The following is a 23,415-nucleotide window of genomic DNA, read 5'->3' on the forward strand; positions in this document are numbered from 1 at the left end:
GGGATAGAAATCGAGGTTTGCTCAAGATTTCTTTTCCCGCTCTCTTTTTATTTTAGTATGTGGCAAATGTCAAATCGGTATCAATTTGTCCTGTGAGTTCGTTAATTTTTAGAGGTTCACCATTCAACCATTGTTGAAAGTCAATTTTAGTAGGTATTTGATTTTCACCTAAAGCGATATGGGTGGTTAAGGACTGTGGTTCATACATACTTGTGTGTATGGTGCCAGACCAACTTTTAAATAATTTGCTGTAAATTTCAAATTCAGGATTATTAAATAATGTAAAGGCGTCTGTTTTTTCTAATTGTGTAGGTACTTGTTTAATTAATCTATCCAACCGTTCTGTGGATTCCTTTGTATAATTTCTATTTTCATGAGTGAGCAATTTAAAGTGGTTTGTACATGTATTATCATAACGCACATCAATTGCTCGTGGTGACACTTCAATAATTGCATGATTTAAATGTTTATCCATCACAATATAACTAAATGAACTTCTATGAGGTATTTCTTTTAACAATTTAATGGCCTCAGGAACATCTTTGCAATATTGCAATATGAGTCTGCCAATCATGTAGCAAACGAAGCCATCACCGGGATGTTTACGATGCATAAAGTTATATCCCATTGCTAAACCTGTTTCATTCATTCCATCCATTCTACCGGTGACACGTGAGGTTGGGCCAATTTGTGCTAAACCACCATCATTTGGTTGAAATAATAAATAACGACCATCATATGTAGCGGGATGGTAGTCATAATTACGTACCATATAGTCTTGGCCCAAATAGACTGTACAGCCACTATGCTTCAACGGTGTGAAGCGGTAATGAGCAAAATTTAAAATCATTTGGCTTGTAGGTAGATTAAGTACTTCTTGCATGCCTCGTATTTCTTCCCATATTTGAGGTGCGTATATTTGAAAAATATCATATGTTGCTTTGATATGAATATCAAAGCGTGGCATGCGTTTTTTCCATTCTTTTTCTCTATTTTTTAACAGTGGTGTATGTTGCATCCATTGTGCGGTTTGTATACCTAGGTCAAAGTGTGAACCACGATGCGTTAAAATATCTGATTTTACGCTTTGCATTATAAAAACTCCTATTTTATTTGTGTAATCTTACAAAATTGTAACTTTAATGTAACTCAGTGTTAATTGCATTACATTGGATTAAACTTTATCATTAAAAATAACAACGACGACTGATTAAGGTATTTTTATTTTTAATGAGGTGATTGCTAATGGAAAGTTATTACGATGTTATTAAAGATGTAGTAGGCACTTGGTGGAAATAAATAAAATCGCAATGCTTGAGTGAGTTGCTGTATTCAGCTCACTCTTTTTTGTGTTGCAATATCTTAGGTTCTAGTGATATCGATATATACACGAGTTAGTTTAATTATCCGGCCATTATACGCAATTTATATGAATTTTAAAACTGTTAATGTATTTAATACATGCCCATTATTGTTTTGAAAACCATATAAATGCAATTTATAGTGGTGTTCTGTTATTATTAAGTTATTGAACTACTATTATTGGCATGTCATTTGTAGTGATATATATAAACGTTAGTACAATAATATCATAAAATCACATCGCTGATATGTTAAATAAAATAATGAAAAAACAGGTATATATTTATTGATGTAATTAAATATGCTATCATTAATAATAGTGATGTTAATAATATATTGAGGTGAAATAGAATGTGGAATTTTATTAAAGGTTTATTTAAATTTGTATTCGGTACTATCCTTACTTTATCTTTAGTAGCAGGAATCGGTGCGGTTGTATTCGCTTATATTTTCAAAAAAGACTTTGAAGATATCGAAAGCAAAACAAAAGAAATTATTTCAGATATCGAATCTAATAATTAATTGATTAAAAACATGAATAGTGTTTTTTAGAGACTGGGACGTCATTGATTTGTCCCAGTCTTATTTCATATGGTTAGGTGACTTATGCATGAGCAATAGTGTTCAGGGTAGTCCCTTTATACTTATTTCAATTCCAGTCATTTATGTCGGGAGTGAGGCAACGAAATCTTTTTAATAAAAATTAGATTTCTGTCCCACTCTCTTTTTGTGTTTTAAATATTTTATTTCTGTATATTGCAGACTTGCTATAGTTTGAAGTCTTGGGGTGAAATGATGCTTATTATAGGACTAATCAACCTTTGTTATTCTGGTAATATCAAAGAGGGAGAGCTTTATAGTGGCGCTGTTATTTAAAGAATAGCCTTCTAAAAACATTTGTATCATATCGATATTTTTAATCTTTATATTTATATTCTCTAACCAGCCATTTTGATAATATTCAATATTTACAAAAGCATCTGAATGGAACGCCTGATGGAGATGTAAATTAAGATCATTTAATTGGTCATCTGACAGTATAGGACGGTCAATTTTATTTTGGTCTATTAAATATTGTTGAATATTCTCAAATTGTTCAGGTAAAGTAGCAAAAGGTGCCCATTTGACCATGCCACGGCCTTGGGGGATATTTGGGTTTAATTGTTCTCTAGGTATTTTTCTATAGTCTGTTTCGGTATTGTTAAAGTCAGTCATTTGTTATCACTCCAATCATTATATAACCATTATACGAACGTACGTTCTTATTTTCAAGTGAATAAATCATTATATTGTCTTTTAACATAAATCTCTATTAAAATAATAGTATAATGATATGGAGGGGTTTACATGACGACAACAGGTTATATTGGAACATACACTAAAAAAGAAGGTAAAGGCATTTACCGTTTCCAACTAGATGAAGAGACTGGTAAAATAGTTGAAGTTAAAACTGGTTATGAACTCGAAGCATCCACATATGTAAATCAACATAATCACTTTTTATATGCTGTAACAAAAGAAGGCGATGATTGTGGTATTGCCAGTTTGAAAATAGAAGCAGATGGTACATTGAGCCTGATAAATAAATGTTTAGCGTCAACGGCTGGTAATGGATGCTATGTATCTGCATCGCCAGACGGTAAATATATTTTCGAAGCAATTTATGGTGCTGGCTTGGCGAGAATGTATGAGGCAAATCCAGAAACTGGAGAAATTGTTCGTTTAATACAAGAATTAGCGCATGACTATCCGACAGGCCCTTCTGAGAGACAAGAGCAACCACACGTTCACTATATCAATACAACACCAGATGAAAATTATGTTGTTGCAATGGATTTAGGGACAGATAAAGTGGTTACGTACGAATATGGAGACGAAGGATTGAAAGTGCATGCTACTATAGATTTTGAGCCTGGAGATGGCCCAAGACACATTGTATTTCATGAAAATGGAAGATATGCTTATCTTGTACATGAATTATCAAATGTTGTAAGTACTTTAAAATATGAGGACGGTCAGTTTACAGAAATCGAAAGACATCTAACAATTCCAGAAAACTTTGATGGTGATACTAAATTAGCAGCAGTAAGAATATCAAAAGATCAAAATTTCTTATATATAAGTAATCGTGGTCATGATAGTCTTGCAATATTCAAGGTGGGGGATGAAGGTGCAACGATTTCACTAGTTGATATCATTAAAAGCGGTGGTGCATTTCCACGTGATTTCAATATTACTGAATCTGATGATTATTTAGTTTGTGCGCATCAAGAAGGTGATTATACACTGACTGTTTTTAAACGTGATAAAGTCACTGGCAAGTTAGAAATTGTTGATCATCATGAGACTGCACCAGAAGGTGTTTGTGTACAGTTTTTAAAATAATATATTTACATCTTTAATATGAATGTTGTTACAATGAACTTTACCATTAGTGAACTAACATGGTAAACACCGAGCCCGCTAGCTACTACGAAAAGATAGTGGGCTCTTTTAAGTGTATTGGCAATGCCGTCGTCAAGTAGAGCGACGACTTTACAAATATATCATTTGTGAATGCTTTACCGTAGAAGATAAAAATGTCTAGCTTGTTGAAATTCATAAAGTAATTATAATATGGCAAATAAGCCAAAAACAAGTTGGCATACTAAAAAAGTTTGCATAACGTTATTTAACTAAAAGAATATATCATTTAAACGCTGAGACATTTATATGTCCCAGCCGTATTTATGCAAAATTAATGTTAAATTATTTGTTGAAAAATGTTTTAATGTATTTAAATTTTCCTTTGTAAGGTGGGAAGAGCAGACTTGACTCTAATCGTGTTGATTTAAATATATACGATTTATCATGACTAAATGTGTCGAAAGTATATTTGCCATGATATTGACCGATACCAGATGCGCCAACACCACCAAATGGTAAGTTTGGATTTGCTAATTGCATCAAGGTATCATTGATCGCACCACCACCGAAAGATACCTCATTTAAGATGCGTTCTGTTGCGTTTTCGTCTTCGCTAAATAAGTAAAGACTGAGAGGTTTAAGTTTTGTATGAATTAAATCAATTGCTTCATCAAAGTCGTCATAAGTGATAATTGGTAGAATAGGGCCAAAAATTTCATCTTCCATTATTTTATCATTGAATGTAATGCCATCTAATAAAGTTGGCGCAATATAGTTTTCAGTAGAATCAGAATGACCACCAAAAGCAATTTCAGATTGATGAACGGCTAATAAATGATTTAAACGGTCAAAGTGTGTCTGGTTTACTATACGGCCAAAATCAGGGCTTGCTTGTATATCTTTACCATAAAACTCTGTCATTGTATTTTTTAGGGCTTTAATTAAATCCGCTTTCACTTTACGGTTAACTAGTACATAATCTGGAGCGACACACGTTTGACCAGCATTAGTGAATTTGCCAAAACTAATACGTTCACTAGCCACTTTGATATTTGCAGTTTCATCTACAATAACAGGCGATTTACCACCTAACTCTAATGTAACTGGTATTAAATTTTTACTAGCTGCTTGATAAACAATTCTTCCAACACGTTCGCTACCAGTGAAAAAGATATAATCAAAAGGTAAATGTATCAGTGACTGCGTAGTATCTGCGTCACCTTGACAAATACTAATATATTCAGGGTTGAAAACATCTTCAATAATATTTTTTACAACATCTGACACATGTGGTGTAAACTCAGAAGGTTTGATCATCACTGTGTTACCTGCAGCTATAGCACCAATAAGTGGTTCAATAAGTAATTGGAATGGATAGTTAAATGGGCCGATAATTAATACGGTACCATACGGCTCTTTAACAATATAACTTTTAGTAGGGAACATATAAAGCGGCGTGTTGACTTGTTTCTTTTTCGCCCAGTTTTTTAGCTCTTTACGAGCCGTTTTGATATTTTTTAAAGTGAAACCAATTTCCGTTGCGTAAGCTTCTACTTTATTTTTACCTAAATCTTTTTGGAAAGCATCCAATAATGCTTCTTCATGATTTTTTATACTTTTGCTCAAGAGTTTTAATTGTTTTTTTCTAAATTTAAGATCCTTAGTGGCATGTGTCTTAAAATATTGTTTACTATTGTGGAACGTTTGTTCTATTGAATTCAAATATATTCCTCCTAGTACGAATGGGTGTCAACTTAACATAAATTGATAAAAAACTGGAACATATCAACTATGTCCCAGTATGGTAAATTGTAAAAAATCTTAGAATTTTAAATTTGAATGTACGGTACGTACTGTTCAAATTGGATTCATTATTTTGTTAAGGCTTCTGTAATTTGAGGTACAACTTGTTTTTTTCGTGAAACGACACCTGGTAAGAATGCAGTGTTATGGTCCAACGTAACATTGAAAGCAACGCCGACTTTATCTCTTTCAGCACCAACCACAAGAATTTTAGAATCGCTATTAATAATATCAGTGACAACTAATACAAATAAATCATATTTTTCATCAGCACTAACTTCAAGCATTGCTTTTTCTAATTCTTCTTGACGCTCAAACACTTCATCAATGTCTACTGTATTAACTTGGCCAATACGAGTAACAAAATCACCCATGTTAAACGATTTCGCATCCATTGTTAAAATATCAGAAACTGATTTCTCTTTTGTAGAGGCACCTGCTTTTAACATTTCTAAACCATATGACTCTAAATCAACATTTGCAATTGCTTTTAGCGATTCGGCAGCTTGTACATCTTGTTCTGTACAAGTAGGTGATTTGAATAACAGACTATCTGAAATAATTGCAGAAATCATTAAACCGGCAATTTCAGGCTTGATTTCAAAACCACGTTCTTTATACATTTTGTATAAAATTGTTGCAGTACAACCAACTGGTTCAGCACGATAATATAATGGTGCTGCAGTTTCAAAGTTAGCAATTCTATGGTGATCTACAACGTGTTGGATGGATGCATCAGCAATTGAATCAGCACTTTGTTGGAATTCATTATGGTCGACTAGGATGACATGTTGGTCAGTTAAATCGTCATTAAGTAACGGTGGAGCGGTTACATTAAAATAATCTAATACATATTGTGTTTCAGGTCCTACTTCGCCTAAACGATATGCAGTCGCTTCGGTATTACCTGTAAGTTGTTCAAAATCTGCCATGATAATAGCAGATGAGACTGCGTCTGTATCTGGGTTTTTATGTCCGAAAATATAAGTTTTTACCATATTTAAATTCTCCTTATTTTATGTAGTTAGTTTTATTTTAGCATGATTTTACTTTGTTATTCTACTTCAGCACCTAGCGAATTTTTAAAATGATCCAAGGCCCACTCATGGCCGGAAGGATTAAAGGATGCAACACCTCTATGTGAAATTGAAATGCTATATCCTAAATTGTAAGCACTAATTGCAGTGTGGAGTACACAAATATCTGTACAAACACCAACGATTTCTATGTGATTAATATTTCTCTCACGTAACATCAGGTCTAAAGGTGTTCCGCAAAATGAATCATAACGCGTTTTATCTAAAAAGTGAATATGATCATTAAATAAAATGTTTTGGTAAATATCGTTTACTTTCCCATATAATTCACGGCCAAATGTACCAATGATATTATGTGGTGGGAATAATTTACTTTCAGGATGATTTTGATTTTCTTCATAATGTAAATCCATCATAAAAAAGATATCACATTGTTTTTTATTATAGGTTTCAATTCTGTCGACGATATAATTTTCAATCTGTCGACCTGGTAGTCCGCAAGTTAATTTCCCATTTTCTGCTACAAAATCATTTGAATAGTCTACGACGATTAACGCACTTTTTTTCATACTATTGTAACACTCCCAAATTTAAATATAATAGTAAGTATATACTAAGTCGATAAATCATTAAAGATATAGGAAACGCGTTTGAACAATCCGGTTTATGTAAATATAAAGTAATAACGAGGAAAGGAATGGCTTTATGATAATTAATGCAAAACAATTTGGGTTAAAAGGAAAAAATAAGCGTGCAGACACAAAAGGAATACAAAAAGCATTAAATTACGCGAAGAAGCATAAAGGAACGACTATCTATATACCACAAGGTGAATATCATATTCGAAAGCCACTTGTTATATACGACAACACAACATTGTTATTAGATGATAAAGCGATTTTAAAACGATGTGGCAAAGATACATTATTGAAAAATGGGCGTCGATTTAAATCATATTATGGCTACAATGGTAATAGTCATATCCATATAACAGGCGGAACGTTTGATATGAATGGATTCAATTATCCTTATAACAATACAACTATGTGTATGGGACACGCACGTGATATACAAATAGTCGATGTCACATTTAAAGACGTTGTTGGAGGACATTGTTTGGATGCATGTGGTGTAAATGGTTTGTACATGAATCGTTGTCAATTCTTAGGATTTAATGATCCTTATGGCACAAGATTTTTTTCAGAAGCGGTACAATTAGATATACAAGTTCCAGGTGCATTTCCAAAATTTGGAGCAACCGATGGCACAATTACTAAAAATGTAATTATAGAACATTGCTATTTTGGGAATTCAGATACCCCAACTATGCAAGCATGGAATCGGGCTATTGGTTCTCATGCCAGTCGTTTTGATCAATATTATGAAAATATTCATATTCGACATAATATTTTTGAAGGTTTAAAACAATATGCGCTCACACCATTGAAAGCTAAAAATACTTATATTCATCATAATGTTTTTGAAAATTGTAAAGGCGGTATACGTTTCTTAGCAGTTAAAGATGGAAAAAACGCAAGAGATTTGAAAGGAAAGGAAAGAACAACACAAGCAGGACAAAATTTAAATATATTTCAAAATCGCTTTATAGGGGAAATGAGTAAGGATGCAATACGTATTCAAAGTTATAATCACATCAAACATGAAGATGTAGTTATAGCTCATAACGAATTTGAGAATCAATCACAATTTGTATATTTAAAAGATATCGAAAATTTATTTTTGGCTAACAATATAGGTATAAAATTCAAAAAAGTAAATATAGATTGATTATTAATTTAAAATCACAAAACACTTTGAAATATATTATGTTATACTCTGATTAATTATTATGAATATTCAGATAATGATTAAAGGGGGAGCTAGATGAACGATTTAAATCAAGGGGGGATGAGAAGGGCACAATATTTGATGTTCTTCTCAAATAAAAAAGAGAAAAAGGCTTATAATTCCGGACAATTTATTGGATTGTTATTAGGGCCAATACTTTTTGTATTGACGTTGTTATTATTTCATCCTGAAAATTTATCTGGAAAAGGTGTTTTTGTCTTAGCTATAACGTTGTGGATTGCAACTTGGTGGATTACAGAAGCGATTCCGATAGCCGCTACGAGTCTATTGCCATTGATATTGCTACCAGTTGGGCATGTACTCAACCCAGAAGAAGTATCTGCACAATATGGGAATGATATTATTTTCTTATTCTTGGGTGGTTTTATTTTAGCCATTGCAATGGAAAGATGGAATTTACATACTCGAGTAGCGCTTAGTATTATTAGTACACTAGGTACTAGTACAGGAAAAATATTATTAGGTTTTATGATAGCTACTGGTTTTTTATCCATGTTTGTTTCTAATACAGCAGCAGTTATGATTATGATTCCTATTGGATTAGCAATTATTAAAGAAGCAAATGAATTGAAAAGTGAAAATACGAAACCAGAAAGTATTGCTAAATTCGAGCAATCTTTAGTCCTAGCAATAGGTTATGCAGGTACAATTGGAGGCTTAGGTACATTAATTGGAACACCACCACTAATTATATTAAAAGGGCAATACCAATCTGCTTTTGGTGAGGAGATAAGCTTTGCTAAATGGATGATTATTGGTGTGCCGACAGTGGTTGTATTACTATTCTTAGTATGGGCGTATATCCGCTATGTGGCATTTAAACACGATATGAAAGCGTTGCCGGGTGGTCAAAATTTAATTAGGAATAAATTAAATGAGCTTGGTAAAATGAAATATGAAGAAATAATTGTGCTCATTGTTTTCTTGCTGGCTAGTTTTTTATGGATAAGTAGAGAATTTTTATTGAAGCATTGGTCTTTTACATCAGAGGTTGCTGATGGCACAATCGCAATGTTTATATCAGTCTTATTATTTTTAATTCCAGCTAAAAATAAAAGCAAGCACAAACGTATTATAGATTGGGATGTAGCTAAAGATTTACCATGGGGTGTATTAATTTTATTTGGTGGTGGTTTAGCACTAGCAAAAGGCATCTCAGAAAGTGGTTTGGCAAATTGGTTAGGTGAACAGTTAAGATTAATTGAAGGCGTTAGTCCTTTGATTATCGTACTAGTCATTACTATTTTTGTATTATTCTTAACTGAAATCACATCTAATACTGCGACAGCAACAATGATATTACCTATTTTAGCGACATTATCAGTGGCAGTGAATGTTCATCCTCTACTGCTTATGGTTCCAGCAGCTATGGCAGCAAATTGTGCTTATATGCTACCGGTTGGAACGCCACCAAATGCTATTATGTTTGGTACAGGCAAAATTAGTATTAAAAAAATGGCATCTGTCGGTTTTTGGGTGAACTTATTAAGTATTGTAGTTATTGTATTAGTAGTGTACTTTTTAGTACCGCCAGTTTTAGGTATAGATGTTACACAACCATTACCATTGAAATAAAGGGAAAAGCGTCTGGAACCTAGATAGGTCTCAGACGCTTTCTTCATCTTTGTTAAAATATTAAATAAAAAACTTGATAGAAGCATTAAAACTATATGATTATGCTATTGGTGATGTAATGATTTAATCAATTTAGTTTATTAAAAGAACCTATAATTGTTACTTGGAAATCTAAAGTGTTGAGTATCTTAATCACTTTTGAAAGATCTTCAGAAATAGATGTATCTGCTTGAACGAAAAAGTGATACATACCTAACTGTGTTTTTAACGGACGAGATTCAATCCAAGATAAGTTAATGTTAAATAGTACAAATGTATTCAAAATGCTGGCTAGTAAACCAGGTTTATCGAATTTGGGGGTAATCAATAACATCGTGTCGGTTGCTTGTTCGATATGCTTGGGCTGATTGCTGACAACTAAGAAACGCGTAATATTATGTGGGAAGTCTTCAATGTTTTGTTCGATTGATGTATATCCATAGGCTTCACCACTACCCAAAGGCGCAATTGCACCAACATGTTCAGAAATTTTATCTAAACTTTTAATGGTACTATCTACATAGGCAATATCAAATCCACGGGCTTGTATATATTGACTTGTCTGACTAATCGCAGGGCCAATGGAATAAACTGTTGAAATATCATTAACTGTGGTATTTTCAGTGCCGTATAAAGCAAACTGTATATCTAAATGAAGTTCACCTTGCGCATAGATATTTTGTTGTGTCAGTGAATCGGCTACAATGTTAATTGTACCTTCTATCGAGTTTTCTATAGGTACAACTGCAATACTTTGACTATCTTCTGATACAGATGCGACCACTTCGTATAGATTTGATTTTGGAACAAAGTCAATATCTGATTCAGATTTATATTGTGTTGCAGCTAAATAGGAAAATGTGCCCTTAGGTCCTAAATAATAAAGTTTCATAATGACGTAACCCCTTGTTTATCTGTATGTGGTAATAGTGTTAGTGGAATGGACAACCTGATTGCTCTGCTTTTTTATAAAAGAAATTAGGTTCTTTCATCACATTTTTGTAACCGTGATGATAATTGGGAACTAGGGTCGGTGACAAAGAAGGTGCTAACCAAGACCATTTACCAGTAACTTCTCTACCGTGTTTTGTTTCATTCATTTCAAATCTTTCAAATTGTTTAGATACAGTTAAATGGTCAACAATTGACACGCCTGCATTTTTAAACGAGTGATACACGGCATCGTTTAATTCGACGAGCGCACGATCTTTATTGAAAGAATTATTCTTTAGTGTATCAAATTCAAATGCTTCTGCAACATTTTCCAATAAATTATAACGATAGACGTCCGTAAAATTACGAACTGCAATTTCGTTTACCATATACCACCCATTGAATGGAGCGGTGGGATAGGTAATGCCACCAATCTTTAAATCCATGTTAGAAATAATGGGAACGGCATACCATTTTAAACCGAGATGTTGTAATTTAGGAAATTTATCATGAACGATAGATACTTCTTTTATTAAATTTGAGGGATACTCATGGTATTTTAGTTCACTATTTGGCATCTTATAGATTAACGGTAAAATATCAAAGTGTGTATGTCTACCTTGCCATCCAAGGTGTTGTGCAAGCTGAGTAACACGCTTCTCAGCAGGATCACCACACGTTTCATATCCTGCGTATCTAATTAGTTGATTGTTGTAAATTTGGGGTGGATTATCTTGAGAGAAAATGGTGATATAAGGCTTGATTCTTCCATTATTTGTTGCCGTCTCAATGTGACTTTCAATTGCTTCTATAAATTCATTTTCACTTTGTATGCTTCTTGCATCAGACACAGTTAATGAATCCCAAAAAAACCGTCCAATACAACGATTTGAATTTCGCCATGCCATCTTAGCGCCATAATTTAGTTCCTCAAAGGTATGTTCATACGTACCAGAGGAAAGGATGGATGCTTCAATTTCTGCAATACGCTTTGTTATTTTATTGTCATCATAATTTAATTCTTTATACATAGTTTCTATAAAAGACTTAGCTTCATTTAACATTTAATGCACCTCACAAACATTATATATCATTTTTATAGTTATATAATGATAAAACATATAACTGTCACTACTTTGTCGTTAACCATGTCACATTTTAACCAAATTTTAAATAAATAAAGTATGATTATAAAAATTAGAAATATTAAATTTGAATTCAAGATTTGACCTTATTAAAAGTGCTAACAAGGTTAATTTTATGCTAAACTAATGGAAAAGTTGATTGGAGAGATAGATGTGTACCAATATGAAGATGATACATTAGTGTTGCATAATGATTTATATCAAATAAATATGGCAGAAAGTTATTGGAACGATGGTATCCACGAACGCATGGCAGTGTTTGATTTATATTTTAGAAGTATGCCATTTAATAGTGGTTATGCAGTGTTTAATGGATTAAAACGCGTTATCGAATACATTAATCGATTCCATTTTGCAAAATCGGATATTGAATATTTAAAATCAATAGGTTATCAAGAAGATTTTTTGGATTATTTAAAAAATCTGAGATTTACAGGTAATATTCGTTCGATGCAAGAGGGAGAACTCTGTTTCGGTAATGAGCCATTGCTTAGAGTAGAAGCACCACTCATTCAAGCACAATTGATAGAAACTATGCTATTGAATATTGTTAATTTCCACACACTTATCACAACGAAGGCAAGTAGAATTAGACAAGTTGCCCATGATGACATGTTAATGGAATTTGGTACACGTCGTGCACAAGAAGCAGATGCTGCGTTATGGGGAGCAAGAGCAGCTTTTATCGGAGGCTTTAATGCTACAAGTAATGTACGAGCTGGTAAATTATTTGGTATACCTGTTTCAGGAACACATGCCCATGCGATGGTACAAACATATGGCGATGAATATATTGCATTTAAAAAGTATGCAGAAAGACACAAAGATTGTGTGTTTTTAGTAGATACATTCCATACACTGAAATCTGGTGTGCCGACTGCTATTAAAGTTGCTAAAGAATTAGGAGATAAGATTAATTTTGTTGGTATTAGACTTGATTCAGGTGACATTGCCTATCTATCAAAAGAGGCACGTCGAATGTTAGATGAAGCAGGATTCACTGATGCAAAAATCATTGCATCGAATGATTTAGACGAACAGACAATTACAAGTTTAAAATCACAAGGTGCCAGAGTTGATTCTTGGGGTGTTGGAACTAAATTAATTACGGGTTACGACCAACCTGCTTTGGGTGCTGTTTATAAATTAGTCGCAGTAGAAAATAGTGAAGGATCATATGTTGACCGTATAAAACTTTCAAATAATGCAGAAAAAGTAACTACACCTGGTAAAAAAAAGGTTTATCGCATTATCAATAAAAAAACGAATAAAGCAGAAGGAGATTACATCACATTGGAACATGAAAATCCATATGATGAGTCCCCTTTAAAATTATTCCACCCAGTTCACACGTATAAAATGAAATTCATAAAATCATTTATTGCCAAAGACTTGCATCATGATATTTTTATCAATGGTGAACTCGTATATGATTTACCAAATGAAACAGATGCACAAACTTATTTGAAAGACAGTTTAGCATATTTATGGGATGAGAATAAACGCCATTTAAACCCACAAGAGTATCCTGTTGATTTAAGTACGTTATGTTGGGAAAATAAACATAAACGTATCTTTGAAGTTGCAGAACACGTTAAAGAGATGGAGGAAGAACATGAGTAATTTACAAGACATTGTTGTAAGAGAAATGAAAGTAAATCCAACGATTGAAAGTAAGATAGAGACGCGAAACATTATTCATTTTATAAAAAATTATGTTCAGTCACATTCATTTATTAAATCTTTAACATTAGGCATTTCAGGGGGGCAAGATTCGACATTAGCAGGTAAATTGTGTCAAATGGCAGTTGATGAACTGAAAGAAGAGGGTAATGAATGTCAATTTATAGCGGTAAAATTACCATATGGAGAACAAAAAGATGCTTCTGAAGTAGAAGATGCATTAGCCTATATTCAACCCGATGAAATTATAACTGTAAATATTAAGCCAGCGGTGGATCAAAGTATTCAATCATTGAAAGAAGCGGGTGTGAATTTAACTGATTTTCAAAAGGGGAATGAAAAAGCACGTGAACGAATGAAGGTACAATATGCTATCGCGTCTAATAATCAAGGTATTGTCATTGGCACGGATCACTCTGCTGAAAATATCACAGGATTTTTCACGAAATATGGTGATGGTGCAGCTGATATCGCACCGTTATTCGGTTTGAATAAGCGACAAGGAAAACAGCTCTTAATGTATTTAGAAGCACCTAAGCATCTTTATGAAAAAGTACCCACAGCAGACTTAGAAGATGATAAGCCGCAACTACCTGATGAAGAAGCACTTGGTGTAAGCTATGAGGACATTGATGATTATTTAGAGGGTCGATCAGTTTCAAGCGAATCTAAGGAAATCATTGAAAAACACTATATAAAAAATGCACATAAACGAGAATTAGCTTATACAAGATATACATGGCCTAAAAATTAATTTATTTTCAATAACTTTTTAGTGACAAATGAAATAGTAGTTGATAAAATTACTTGAATTTAATGTAAGGGAAAGGAAAATGGTCATGTCAGTAATAACATCTAATCCATGGTTAATGGTTTTAGCGATTTTTATAATTAACGTTGCTTATGTGACGTGTCTTACAATGAGAACGATCTTAACACTTAAAGGATATCGCTATGTAGCAGCAGTTGTTAGTTTCTTAGAAGTCCTTGTTTATGTTGTTGGTCTGGGTATGGTTATGTCTAGTTTAGATCAAATTCAAAATGTATTTGCATACGCATTTGGTTTTTCTATAGGTATTATTGTAGGCATGAAGATAGAAGAAAAACTTGCGCTTGGATATACCGTGGTGAATGTTACGTCCTCCGAATATGAATTAGATTTACCAAGACAATTAAGAGATTTAGGTTATGGGGTTACGCATAACACTGCATATGGTCGAGATGGTAATCGTTTGATTCTACAAATTTTAACGCCAAGACGTTTTGAATTCAAACTAATTGATACAATTAAACAAATTGATGAAAAAGCATTTATCGTAGCATATGAACCACGTACGATACACGGTGGTTTTTGGGCAAAAGGTGTTAGAAGTAAAAAACTTAAACAATATGATACGGATGAAGTTGAAAGTATATGAAGAAACAGCAAAAATTTAAAGTCGCAGACAATGAGACAATTCAAGATTGTTTACAACGTATGCGTGAAGCGGGTTACACACCTGTTAAAAGATTTGAAAAACCCGTTTATAAGGAAAATAAAAATGGTGAATTAGAAGTCTTGAAACAAGAGATTGAGTTTACAGGTCAATTAGTTGAACAATAAATAGGAACCGTTATGGATTATCGTATCTATAGCGGTTATTTTTGAGTTGTGTAATTAATTTATAAAGAAGGCCTAAAAGGTTTATACTTTTTAATATAATTCTGTTAAACTATTATTGAAAACATAAACACGAACTTTTATACTAAATTGTATTTCAATGTACATGTTTTAATGATTTTAAATTAAATTTACATAGGATAGGAGCTTATTTCAATGATTGAACGTTATTCTAGAGAAGAAATGTCTAATATTTGGACGGATCAAAATCGCTATGAAGCATGGCTAGAAGTAGAAATTCTTGCTTGTGAAGCATGGAGCAAATTAGGAGATATTCCTGCTGAGGATGTTAGGAAAATACGTGACAATGCTAAGGTAGATGTCGCTCGCGCTCAAGAAATCGAGCAAGAAACACGTCATGATGTGGTTGCATTTACTCGACAAATTTCAGAAACTTTAGGTGAGGAACGTAAGTGGGTGCATTATGGTTTAACGTCAACAGATGTCGTGGATACCGCTTTAAGTTATGTGATTAAACAAGCAAATGAAATTATTGAAAAAGACTTGGAACGCTTTATCGAAGTGTTAGCTCAAAAAGCCAAAGATTATAAGTATACATTGATGATGGGTCGTACACATGGCGTTCATGCTGAACCGACGACTTTTGGTGTGAAAATGGCATTATGGTATACAGAAATGAAACGTAATTTAGAGCGCTTCAAACGAGTGAGAGAAGAAATAGAAGTTGGTAAAATGAGTGGAGCAGTGGGTACATTTGCTAACATTCCTCCAGAAATTGAAGCATATGTTTGTGAGCATTTAGGATTAGATGCAGCACCGGTATCTACACAAACTTTACAAAGAGACCGTCATGCTTATTATATTGCAACATTAGCTTTAATTAGTACCTCAATGGAAAAATTTGCTGTTGAAATACGAAATTTACAAAAAACAGAAACACGTGAGGTAGAAGAAGCGTTTGCAAAAGGACAAAAAGGATCTTCAGCGATGCCACACAAACGCAATCCTATTGGTTCTGAAAATATAACTGGTATCGCACGAGTAATCAGAGGTTACATTACGACAGCATATGAGAACGTACCATTATGGCACGAAAGAGATATTTCACATTCATCCGCTGAGCGTATTATGCTACCTGATGTAACAATCGCTTTAGATTATGGATTAAATAGATTTACTAATATTGTTGAAAGATTAACTGTATTTGAAAATAATATGCTTACAAATATTGACAAAACTTTTGGTTTGATATTCTCTCAACGTGTATTATTGGCATTAATCGACAAAGGTTTGGCACGTGAAGCTGCATATGATAAAGTACAACCAAAGGCTATGGAATCTTGGGAAACAAAAACACCATTTAGAACTTTAATTGAACAAGATGAAACGATAACAGAATTACTTTCAAAGACAGATTTAGATGAATGTTTCAATCCAAAACACCATTTAAATCAAGTAGATACAATTTTCCAAAGAGCTGGTTTAGAATAATAAAAATTTTTCAAGTGAAATCGTTACACTTTAATGCATTAGTACGTTAAAATAAGATTATATTGAAAAATACAGGGGTTGTTTTAAATGCAAATAGAAAAACTTAGAGGAAAAGCATTAGATGAATTGTTTGATGCAATCTTAACACTTGAAAACAGAGAAGAGTGTTATGAGTTCTTTGATGATTTATGTACCGTAAATGAAATACAATCATTATCTCAACGCTTACAAGTTGCAAAGATGATTAAACAAGGTTACACATACGCTACAATCGAACAAGAATCAGGGGCATCAACTGCGACAATCTCACGAGTGAAGAGATCATTACAATGGGGTAATGATGCGTACACGATGATTCTTGATCGTATGAATATAGAAACGACCGATTAATAATTTGAATGATAATTTTTATTGAATGGCGACTAGGTATTGATACCAAGTCGTCATTTTTTATAATTACAATTTTGTTTTAAATATATGCTAACAAACCAACAAAAGATGTTGAATAGAGTAGTAACTTAAATAATGTTTATAAAATGTGACCATGGTAATTTAGTAGGTATTAGTGAATTAATTACTAAAGCATATTAAATTAAATATGGTAGAAATTTGTTATGAGCGAAGGGAGATAACTATGTCAAAAAAAGTGATGCTTTCCATGGTCATATTATTAGTATGTGTAGGATTCAGCTTTATATGTATTGTAATGCTATCGAATACTAAATCCCAACCTACAAATGACAATATTGTTAAACCTAAGAATGCGTTACCAATTAAATATGAAAAAAATAGTGTGACGTACGTAAATGGTCATGTAATTGTAAATAAAACACTTGCGCTTCCAGCAAAATATAAGCCGGGAGAAAATAAAATTGCTAAAAAGCAATTGAATAAATTACTAAAGCAAGCAGAAAAAAGAAATTTAGATTTGAAAATAACGAGTGGATACAGAAATTTTGAGAGTCAATCAAAAGTAGTGGATGCGTTCGTCGAAAATGACGGTGAGCAGAAGACGGCTAAGTACGCAGCTAAACCAGGTCACTCTGAACATCAAACTGGTTTAGCATTTGATGTTGGTACAAAGCAGTCATTGAATGATTTTCATAATGACTTTGAAAAAACAAAGGAAGCGCATTGGTTAGCAAATCATGCAGCTGACTATGGATTTATTATTAGATATCCTAAAGGGCAATCACAAGATACAGGTTATGCATATGAACCGTGGCATTTACGTTACGTTGGCCCACAATTAGCAAAGGTAATCAAAGAGAAAAATACAAATTTAGAGAGTTATTACCATCTTAATAAATAGTATGATTATTCTGACTGTCGACGAAGACACTAACTTTATTGGCTGTTTTTTAAATGTGTGCATTCCATGTCCTTTGGTTTAACCTCTGCTCTTCGGATAAGCACGGTTTACACTCTTAATCACCTCGAAAATTCGAGGTGATTTTTTCTTCAGTATTTTAGAACTCATAGCATAAAAATGATATAATCAAAAATATGCTAAAAGAAGGAGAAACATATCATGAATGACATGAATAGCTGGAAACATATGTTTAAATTGGACCCCGCGAAGGCTATCAGTGACGAAGATTTAATGAAAGTTTGCACATCAGGTACAGACGCAATTATGGTTGGAGGAACGGATAATGTCTCTGAGGAAAATGTTTTGTACTTAATGCGTAAGGTTCAAAGTTATTCATTACCGATCGTACTGGAAATTTCTAACATCGATAGTATAGTTCCAGGATTTGATTTATATTTTATCCCAACAGTACTAAATAGTAGAGATGTTAAATATCATAACGGTTTATTACTTGAAGCGCTAAAATCATTTGGAGCATTGATAGATTTTAATGAATTGGTGTTTGAGGGGTATGTAATTCTAAATCCAGAGTGTAAAGTAGCTGAATTAACGGATGCAAACACGCAAATTGATGATGTGGATATTGAAGCTTATGCACAAATGATTAATGATATGTATAAATTACCAGTCATGTATATTGAATATAGTGGGATTTATGGTGAAACTGATATAGTAAAATCAGCAGCAGATATGTTAACAGAAACGCAATTATTTTATGGTGGCGGTATTAGTAGCTATGAAGAAGCAGAAGAAATGGCAGCTATAGCAGATACAATTATCGTTGGAAACATCATTTATGAAAATATAAATAACGCACTAAAAACAGTTAAAGTAAAGGAGACACATTAATGAATGCATTAGTAAACAAGATGAATGATGAACAAAGTCAGGCAGTTCGTACGACAGAGGGCCCGTTACTTATTATGGCAGGTGCTGGGTCAGGGAAGACCCGTGTGTTAACACATCGTATCGCATACTTGCTAGATGAAAAAGACGTGTCTCCGTATAACGTCTTAGCAATTACTTTTACAAATAAAGCTGCAAAAGAAATGAAAGCACGTGTTGAATCATTAGTAGGTGAACAGGCACAAGTACTATGGATGTCAACTTTCCACTCAATGTGTGTGAGAATCTTGAGAAGAGACGCAGATCGTATAGGAATAGAACGCAATTTTACTATTATTGATCCGACAGACCAAAAATCTGTTATTAAAGATGTGCTGAAAAACGAAAATATAGATAGTAAAAAGTTTGAACCGAGAATGTTTATTGGAGCAATCAGTAACCTTAAAAATGAATTAAAGACGCCTGAAGATGCACAAAAAGAAGCGAACGATTACCATGAACAAATGGTTGCAACAGTTTATAAAGGCTATCAGAGACAATTATCGAGAAATGAGGCGCTCGATTTTGATGATTTAATCATGGTCACAATACGCTTATTTGAACGTGTGCCAGAAGTATTAGATTATTATCAAAATAAATTTCAGTACATCCATGTTGATGAGTATCAAGATACGAACAAAGCACAATATACACTAGTTAAATTACTTGCTGCGAAATTTAAAAATTTGTGTGTTGTTGGGGATTCTGACCAATCTATTTATGGGTGGCGCGGTGCAGACATCCAAAATATTCTTTCTTTTGAGGAAGATTATCCCGAAGCGAAAACGATTTTCTTAGAACAAAATTATCGTTCTACTAAAAATATATTAAATGCTGCAAACGAAGTAATAAAAAATAATTCTGAACACAAACCAAAAGGGTTGTGGACAGGGAACACAAGTGGAGATAAGATTCATTACTATGAAGCTACAACTGAGCGAGATGAAGCGGAATATGTTGTACGTGAAATTATGAAACATCAGAGAAATGGTAAACAGTATCAAGATATGGCGATTTTATATCGTACTAACGCACAATCACGTGTTCTTGAAGAAACATTTATGAAATCCAACCTGCCATATACGATGGTTGGTGGGCAGAAATTCTATGACAGAAAAGAAATTAAAGATTTACTAAGTTACTTACGTATTATTGCCAATAGTAATGATGACATTAGTTTACGTCGCGTAATTAATATTCCAAAACGAGGAATCGGTCCGTCATCTGTAGATAAGATTCAAGCCTATGCAGCTCAAAATGATTTAAGCATGTTTGATGCATTAGCAGAAGTAGATTTTATAGGTCTTTCTAAAAAAGTAACACAAGAATGTATTACTTTTTATGATGTAATGCAAAACTTAATTAAGCAACAAGAATTCCTTGAAATTACAGAAATTGTTGAAGAAGTTTTGACTAAAACTGGATATAGAGACATGTTAGAACGAGAACAAACACTTGAATCAAGAAGTAGATTAGAAAATATTGATGAGTTTATGTCTGTTCCTAAAGATTATGAAGAAAACACACCATTGGAAGAGCAATCGTTAATTAATTTTTTAACGGATTTATCACTTGTAGCTGATATAGATGATGCGCAAATTGAAGAAGGTATTACACTTATGACGATGCATTCTGCTAAGGGCCTAGAGTTTCCTATTGTATTTATAATGGGTATGGAAGAATCCTTATTCCCTCACATCAGAGCGATTAAGAGTGATGATGAACATGAAATGCAAGAAGAGAGACGTATTTGTTATGTTGCAATAACACGTGCAGAGGAAACGTTGTACTTAACACATGCAACTTCGAGAATGCTATTCGGTCGTCCGCAATCTAATATGCCTTCAAGATTTTTAAGAGAAATTCCGGAAGATTTATTAGAAAATGAATCTAAAAGTAAAGCTAAGTCACAGGCACAATCAACTAGCAATCGTTTTCAAAATGCGACAAAACAACCAGCAAAACGCGCACATAGCCAACGTGCTACCGCAACGAAGAAAGCACCAACTGCTAATGATTGGCATATTGGAGATAAAGTGATGCATAAATCTTGGGGCGAGGGTATGGTAAGTAATGTGAAGGATAAAAATGGTTCTGTAGAATTAGACATTATCTTCAAGTCAGAAGGACCAAAACGTCTTCTAGCACAATTTGCACCTATTGAAAAAAAGGGGGAGTAACAAGTGACTGATATACAATCACGTGTGGGTGAGTTACATCGATTATTAAATCAATATAGCTACGAATATTATGTGAAAGATAACCCATCTGTACCTGATAATGAGTATGATAAATTACTCCATGAATTAATAGATATAGAAACGCAATATCCAGAATATCGTGCAGAGGATTCACCTACTGTTAGAGTGGGTGGTAGTGCACAATCAACATTTGAAAAAGTAAATCATGATACACCCATGTTAAGTTTAGGAAATGCATTTAATGAAGAGGATTTAAGAAAATTTGATCAGCGCATACGTGATCGTATTGGTGACGTAGAATACATGTGTGAATTAAAAATTGATGGGCTTGCAGTTTCGTTAAAATATGAAGATGGACGCTTTGTTCAAGGATTGACACGTGGAGATGGTACGACGGGTGAGGATATTACTGAAAATCTAAAAACAATTCACGCGATTCCATTAAAAATAAATGAAAGTAGAACATTTGAAGTTCGTGGAGAGGCGTATATGCCTAGAAAGTCATTTTTTAGTTTAAATGAAGCAAAGGCTGCAAATGATGAACAACCTTTTGCTAATCCTAGAAATGCTGCAGCTGGGTCCTTACGACAATTAGATTCAAAATTGGCAGCAAAGCGTAAATTAAGTGTATTTTTGTATAGTGTGAATGATTTTACACAATTTAACGCCGATACCCAAAGTGAAGCATTGGATGAATTGGACCAATTAGGATTTAAAACGAATCAAGAACGCCAACGCGTTCAAACGATAGATGAAGTAATGGCTTATATAAAAAAGTGGACGGATCAACGTGAAGATTTAGCTTATGATATAGATGGTATTGTGATTAAAGTAAATGCTTTAGATCAACAAGAAGTACTAGGTTTCACTCAGAAATCACCTCGATGGGCAATAGCTTATAAATTTCCAGCAGAGGAAGTTGTTACTGAGTTATTAGATATTGAATTGAGTATCGGTAGAACAGGTGTTGTTACGCCAACTGCCATTTTAGAACCAGTTAAAGTAGCAGGAACAACCGTTTCACGTGCTTCACTACATAATGAAGATTTAATACACGATAAAGATATAAGAATTGGAGATAGTGTAGTAATTAAAAAAGCAGGAGACATTATTCCTGAAGTGATTAAAAGCGTATTAGATAGAAGATCAAAAGATGCAGCAACTTATCATATGCCAACGCATTGTCCTAGTTGCGAACATGAATTAGTGAGAATAGAAGGCGAAGTGGCGCTACGTTGTATTAATCCTAAATGTCAGGCACAATTAGTAGAAGGATTAATTCACTTTGTTTCAAGACAGGCGATGAATATTGATGGCTTAGGTACAAAAATAATACAACAATTATATGAAAATAATAAAATAAAAGATGTTGCGGATATTTTCTATTTAACTAAAGATGACCTTTTACCTCTTGAACGCATGGGTGAGAAAAAAGTAGATAATTTATTAAATGCAATCGAACACGCAAAATCTAATTCCTTAGAACAATTATTATTTGGTTTAGGTATTCGACATCTCGGCGTTAAAGCGAGTCAGGTTATCGCTGAAAAATATGGTACGATGGATGAATTGTTTAATGTAACTGAAGAAACGTTAATGGGTATTCATGATATTGGACATAAATTAGCACAATCTGTAGTCACATACTTAGAAAATGATGATATACGTGCATTAATTGATAAATTAAAAGAAAAAAATGTTAATATGACTTATAAAGGTGTGAAGACATCAGAATTAGAAGGACACCCAGAGTTTAAAGATAAGACTATAGTTCTAACAGGTAAGCTAAATCAAATGACAAGAAACGAAGCATCTAATTGGTTAGCGTTACAAGGTGCTAAAGTAACCAATAGTGTAACTAAAAGTACTGATTTAGTCATAGCAGGTGAAGATGCTGGATCAAAATTAGCTAAAGCAGAAAAATTTGGAACAGACATTTGGTCAGAAGAAGACTTTGTGCAGAAACAAAATGAAATAGAGGGATAGAGGAGAT

At 33.4% G+C, this 23,415-nt stretch carries 21 protein-coding genes; 14 read left to right on the forward strand and 7 right to left on the reverse strand.

Going from position 1 to position 23,415, the window contains the following annotated elements:
* Positions 1–52 precede the first annotated feature (52 nt).
* Positions 53–1,093: a C45 family autoproteolytic acyltransferase/hydrolase gene (locus BTJ66_RS07755; RefSeq protein WP_099090399.1), complete on the reverse strand. Its 1,041-nt coding sequence runs from the start codon at positions 1,091–1,093 to the stop codon at positions 53–55.
* A 620-nt stretch (positions 1,094–1,713) separates the two neighbouring features.
* Here BTJ66_RS07755 and BTJ66_RS07760 point away from each other — a divergent pair.
* Positions 1,714–1,884 carry a hypothetical protein gene (locus tag BTJ66_RS07760; protein WP_099090400.1) on the forward strand — a complete coding sequence of 57 codons (171 nt, stop codon included), beginning with the start codon at positions 1,714–1,716 and terminating at the stop codon, positions 1,882–1,884.
* A 288-nt stretch (positions 1,885–2,172) separates the two neighbouring features.
* On the opposite strand, the gene BTJ66_RS07765 is transcribed toward BTJ66_RS07760, so the two are convergent.
* Complete coding sequence (locus tag BTJ66_RS07765) at positions 2,173–2,577, reverse strand: YolD-like family protein (RefSeq protein WP_099090401.1); 405 nt, start codon at positions 2,575–2,577, stop codon at positions 2,173–2,175.
* A gap of 132 nt (positions 2,578–2,709) precedes the next feature.
* On the opposite strand from BTJ66_RS07765, the gene pglS reads away from it, so the two are divergent.
* Positions 2,710–3,747 carry a 6-phosphogluconolactonase gene (gene pglS / locus BTJ66_RS07770; protein ID WP_099090402.1) on the forward strand — a complete coding sequence of 346 codons (1,038 nt, stop codon included), beginning with the start codon at positions 2,710–2,712 and terminating at the stop codon, positions 3,745–3,747.
* Positions 3,748–4,110: 363 nt separating this feature from the next.
* Here pglS and BTJ66_RS07775 read toward each other — a convergent pair whose 3' ends face one another.
* The 3 genes from BTJ66_RS07775 to BTJ66_RS07785 form a co-directional block, all read right to left on the reverse strand.
* Positions 4,111–5,490, reverse strand: coding sequence for an aldehyde dehydrogenase (locus BTJ66_RS07775; protein ID WP_099090403.1), 1,380 nt, complete (start codon positions 5,488–5,490; stop codon positions 4,111–4,113).
* A 149-nt stretch (positions 5,491–5,639) separates the two neighbouring features.
* Positions 5,640–6,569: a manganese-dependent inorganic pyrophosphatase gene (locus tag BTJ66_RS07780; RefSeq protein WP_099090404.1), complete on the reverse strand. Its 930-nt coding sequence runs from the start codon at positions 6,567–6,569 to the stop codon at positions 5,640–5,642.
* A 56-nt stretch (positions 6,570–6,625) separates the two neighbouring features.
* Complete coding sequence (locus BTJ66_RS07785) at positions 6,626–7,177, reverse strand: cysteine hydrolase family protein (protein WP_099090405.1); 552 nt, start codon at positions 7,175–7,177, stop codon at positions 6,626–6,628.
* A gap of 136 nt (positions 7,178–7,313) precedes the next feature.
* Here BTJ66_RS07785 and BTJ66_RS07790 point away from each other — a divergent pair, with 136 nt between their 5' ends.
* Together BTJ66_RS07790 and BTJ66_RS07795 are read left to right on the forward strand one after the other, a co-directional pair.
* Positions 7,314–8,396: a glycosyl hydrolase family 28-related protein gene (locus BTJ66_RS07790; protein ID WP_099090406.1), complete on the forward strand. Its 1,083-nt coding sequence runs from the start codon at positions 7,314–7,316 to the stop codon at positions 8,394–8,396.
* 96 nt (positions 8,397–8,492) lie between these two features.
* Positions 8,493–10,052: an SLC13 family permease gene (locus tag BTJ66_RS07795; protein WP_099090407.1), complete on the forward strand. Its 1,560-nt coding sequence runs from the start codon at positions 8,493–8,495 to the stop codon at positions 10,050–10,052.
* 127 nt (positions 10,053–10,179) lie between these two features.
* On the opposite strand, the gene BTJ66_RS07800 is transcribed toward BTJ66_RS07795, so the two are convergent.
* Together BTJ66_RS07800 and BTJ66_RS07805 are read right to left on the reverse strand one after the other, a co-directional pair.
* Positions 10,180–10,983, reverse strand: coding sequence for a prephenate dehydratase (locus tag BTJ66_RS07800; protein ID WP_099090408.1), 804 nt, complete (start codon positions 10,981–10,983; stop codon positions 10,180–10,182).
* A 40-nt stretch (positions 10,984–11,023) separates the two neighbouring features.
* Positions 11,024–12,088, reverse strand: a complete 1,065-nt coding sequence (locus tag BTJ66_RS07805; RefSeq protein WP_099090409.1) for a nitric oxide synthase oxygenase — start codon at positions 12,086–12,088, stop codon at positions 11,024–11,026.
* Between the two features lie 234 nt (positions 12,089–12,322).
* Between BTJ66_RS07805 and BTJ66_RS07810 the strand changes: the two genes are divergently transcribed.
* The 10 genes from BTJ66_RS07810 to ligA all read left to right on the forward strand — a co-directional run bounded on the left by BTJ66_RS07810 (position 12,323) and on the right by ligA (position 23,408).
* A complete protein-coding gene (locus BTJ66_RS07810) occupies positions 12,323–13,792 on the forward strand; it encodes a nicotinate phosphoribosyltransferase (protein WP_099090410.1) in 1,470 nt (489 codons plus the stop codon).
* A complete protein-coding gene (nadE, locus tag BTJ66_RS07815) occupies positions 13,785–14,606 on the forward strand; it encodes an ammonia-dependent NAD(+) synthetase (protein ID WP_099090411.1) in 822 nt (273 codons plus the stop codon). The genes BTJ66_RS07810 and nadE overlap by 8 nt, the downstream gene beginning before the upstream one ends.
* Positions 14,607–14,691: 85 nt before the next feature.
* Positions 14,692–15,270: a DUF2179 domain-containing protein gene (locus BTJ66_RS07820; protein WP_099090460.1), complete on the forward strand. Its 579-nt coding sequence runs from the start codon at positions 14,692–14,694 to the stop codon at positions 15,268–15,270.
* Positions 15,267–15,455 carry an NETI motif-containing protein gene (locus BTJ66_RS07825; RefSeq protein WP_099090412.1) on the forward strand — a complete coding sequence of 63 codons (189 nt, stop codon included), beginning with the start codon at positions 15,267–15,269 and terminating at the stop codon, positions 15,453–15,455. Before BTJ66_RS07820 ends, BTJ66_RS07825 begins: the two co-directional genes overlap by 4 nt.
* 213 nt (positions 15,456–15,668) lie before the next feature.
* A complete protein-coding gene (purB, locus tag BTJ66_RS07830) occupies positions 15,669–16,964 on the forward strand; it encodes an adenylosuccinate lyase (protein WP_099090413.1) in 1,296 nt (431 codons plus the stop codon).
* 87 nt (positions 16,965–17,051) lie between these two features.
* Positions 17,052–17,354 carry a YerC/YecD family TrpR-related protein gene (locus BTJ66_RS07835; RefSeq protein WP_099090414.1) on the forward strand — a complete coding sequence of 101 codons (303 nt, stop codon included), beginning with the start codon at positions 17,052–17,054 and terminating at the stop codon, positions 17,352–17,354.
* 244 nt (positions 17,355–17,598) lie between these two features.
* Positions 17,599–18,276 carry a M15 family metallopeptidase gene (locus tag BTJ66_RS07840; protein WP_099090415.1) on the forward strand — a complete coding sequence of 226 codons (678 nt, stop codon included), beginning with the start codon at positions 17,599–17,601 and terminating at the stop codon, positions 18,274–18,276.
* 219 nt (positions 18,277–18,495) lie between these two features.
* Positions 18,496–19,185, forward strand: a complete 690-nt coding sequence (pcrB, locus tag BTJ66_RS07845) for a heptaprenylglyceryl phosphate synthase (RefSeq protein WP_099090416.1) — start codon at positions 18,496–18,498, stop codon at positions 19,183–19,185.
* Complete coding sequence (gene pcrA / locus BTJ66_RS07850) at positions 19,185–21,401, forward strand: DNA helicase PcrA (protein ID WP_099090417.1); 2,217 nt, start codon at positions 19,185–19,187, stop codon at positions 21,399–21,401. Before pcrB ends, pcrA begins: the two co-directional genes overlap by 1 nt.
* A gap of 3 nt (positions 21,402–21,404) precedes the next feature.
* Complete coding sequence (ligA, locus tag BTJ66_RS07855) at positions 21,405–23,408, forward strand: NAD-dependent DNA ligase LigA (protein ID WP_099090418.1); 2,004 nt, start codon at positions 21,405–21,407, stop codon at positions 23,406–23,408.
* Positions 23,409–23,415 lie beyond the last annotated feature (7 nt).

It is taken from the genome of Staphylococcus edaphicus, assembly GCF_002614725.1.
Taxonomy (GTDB): domain Bacteria; phylum Bacillota; class Bacilli; order Staphylococcales; family Staphylococcaceae; genus Staphylococcus; species Staphylococcus edaphicus.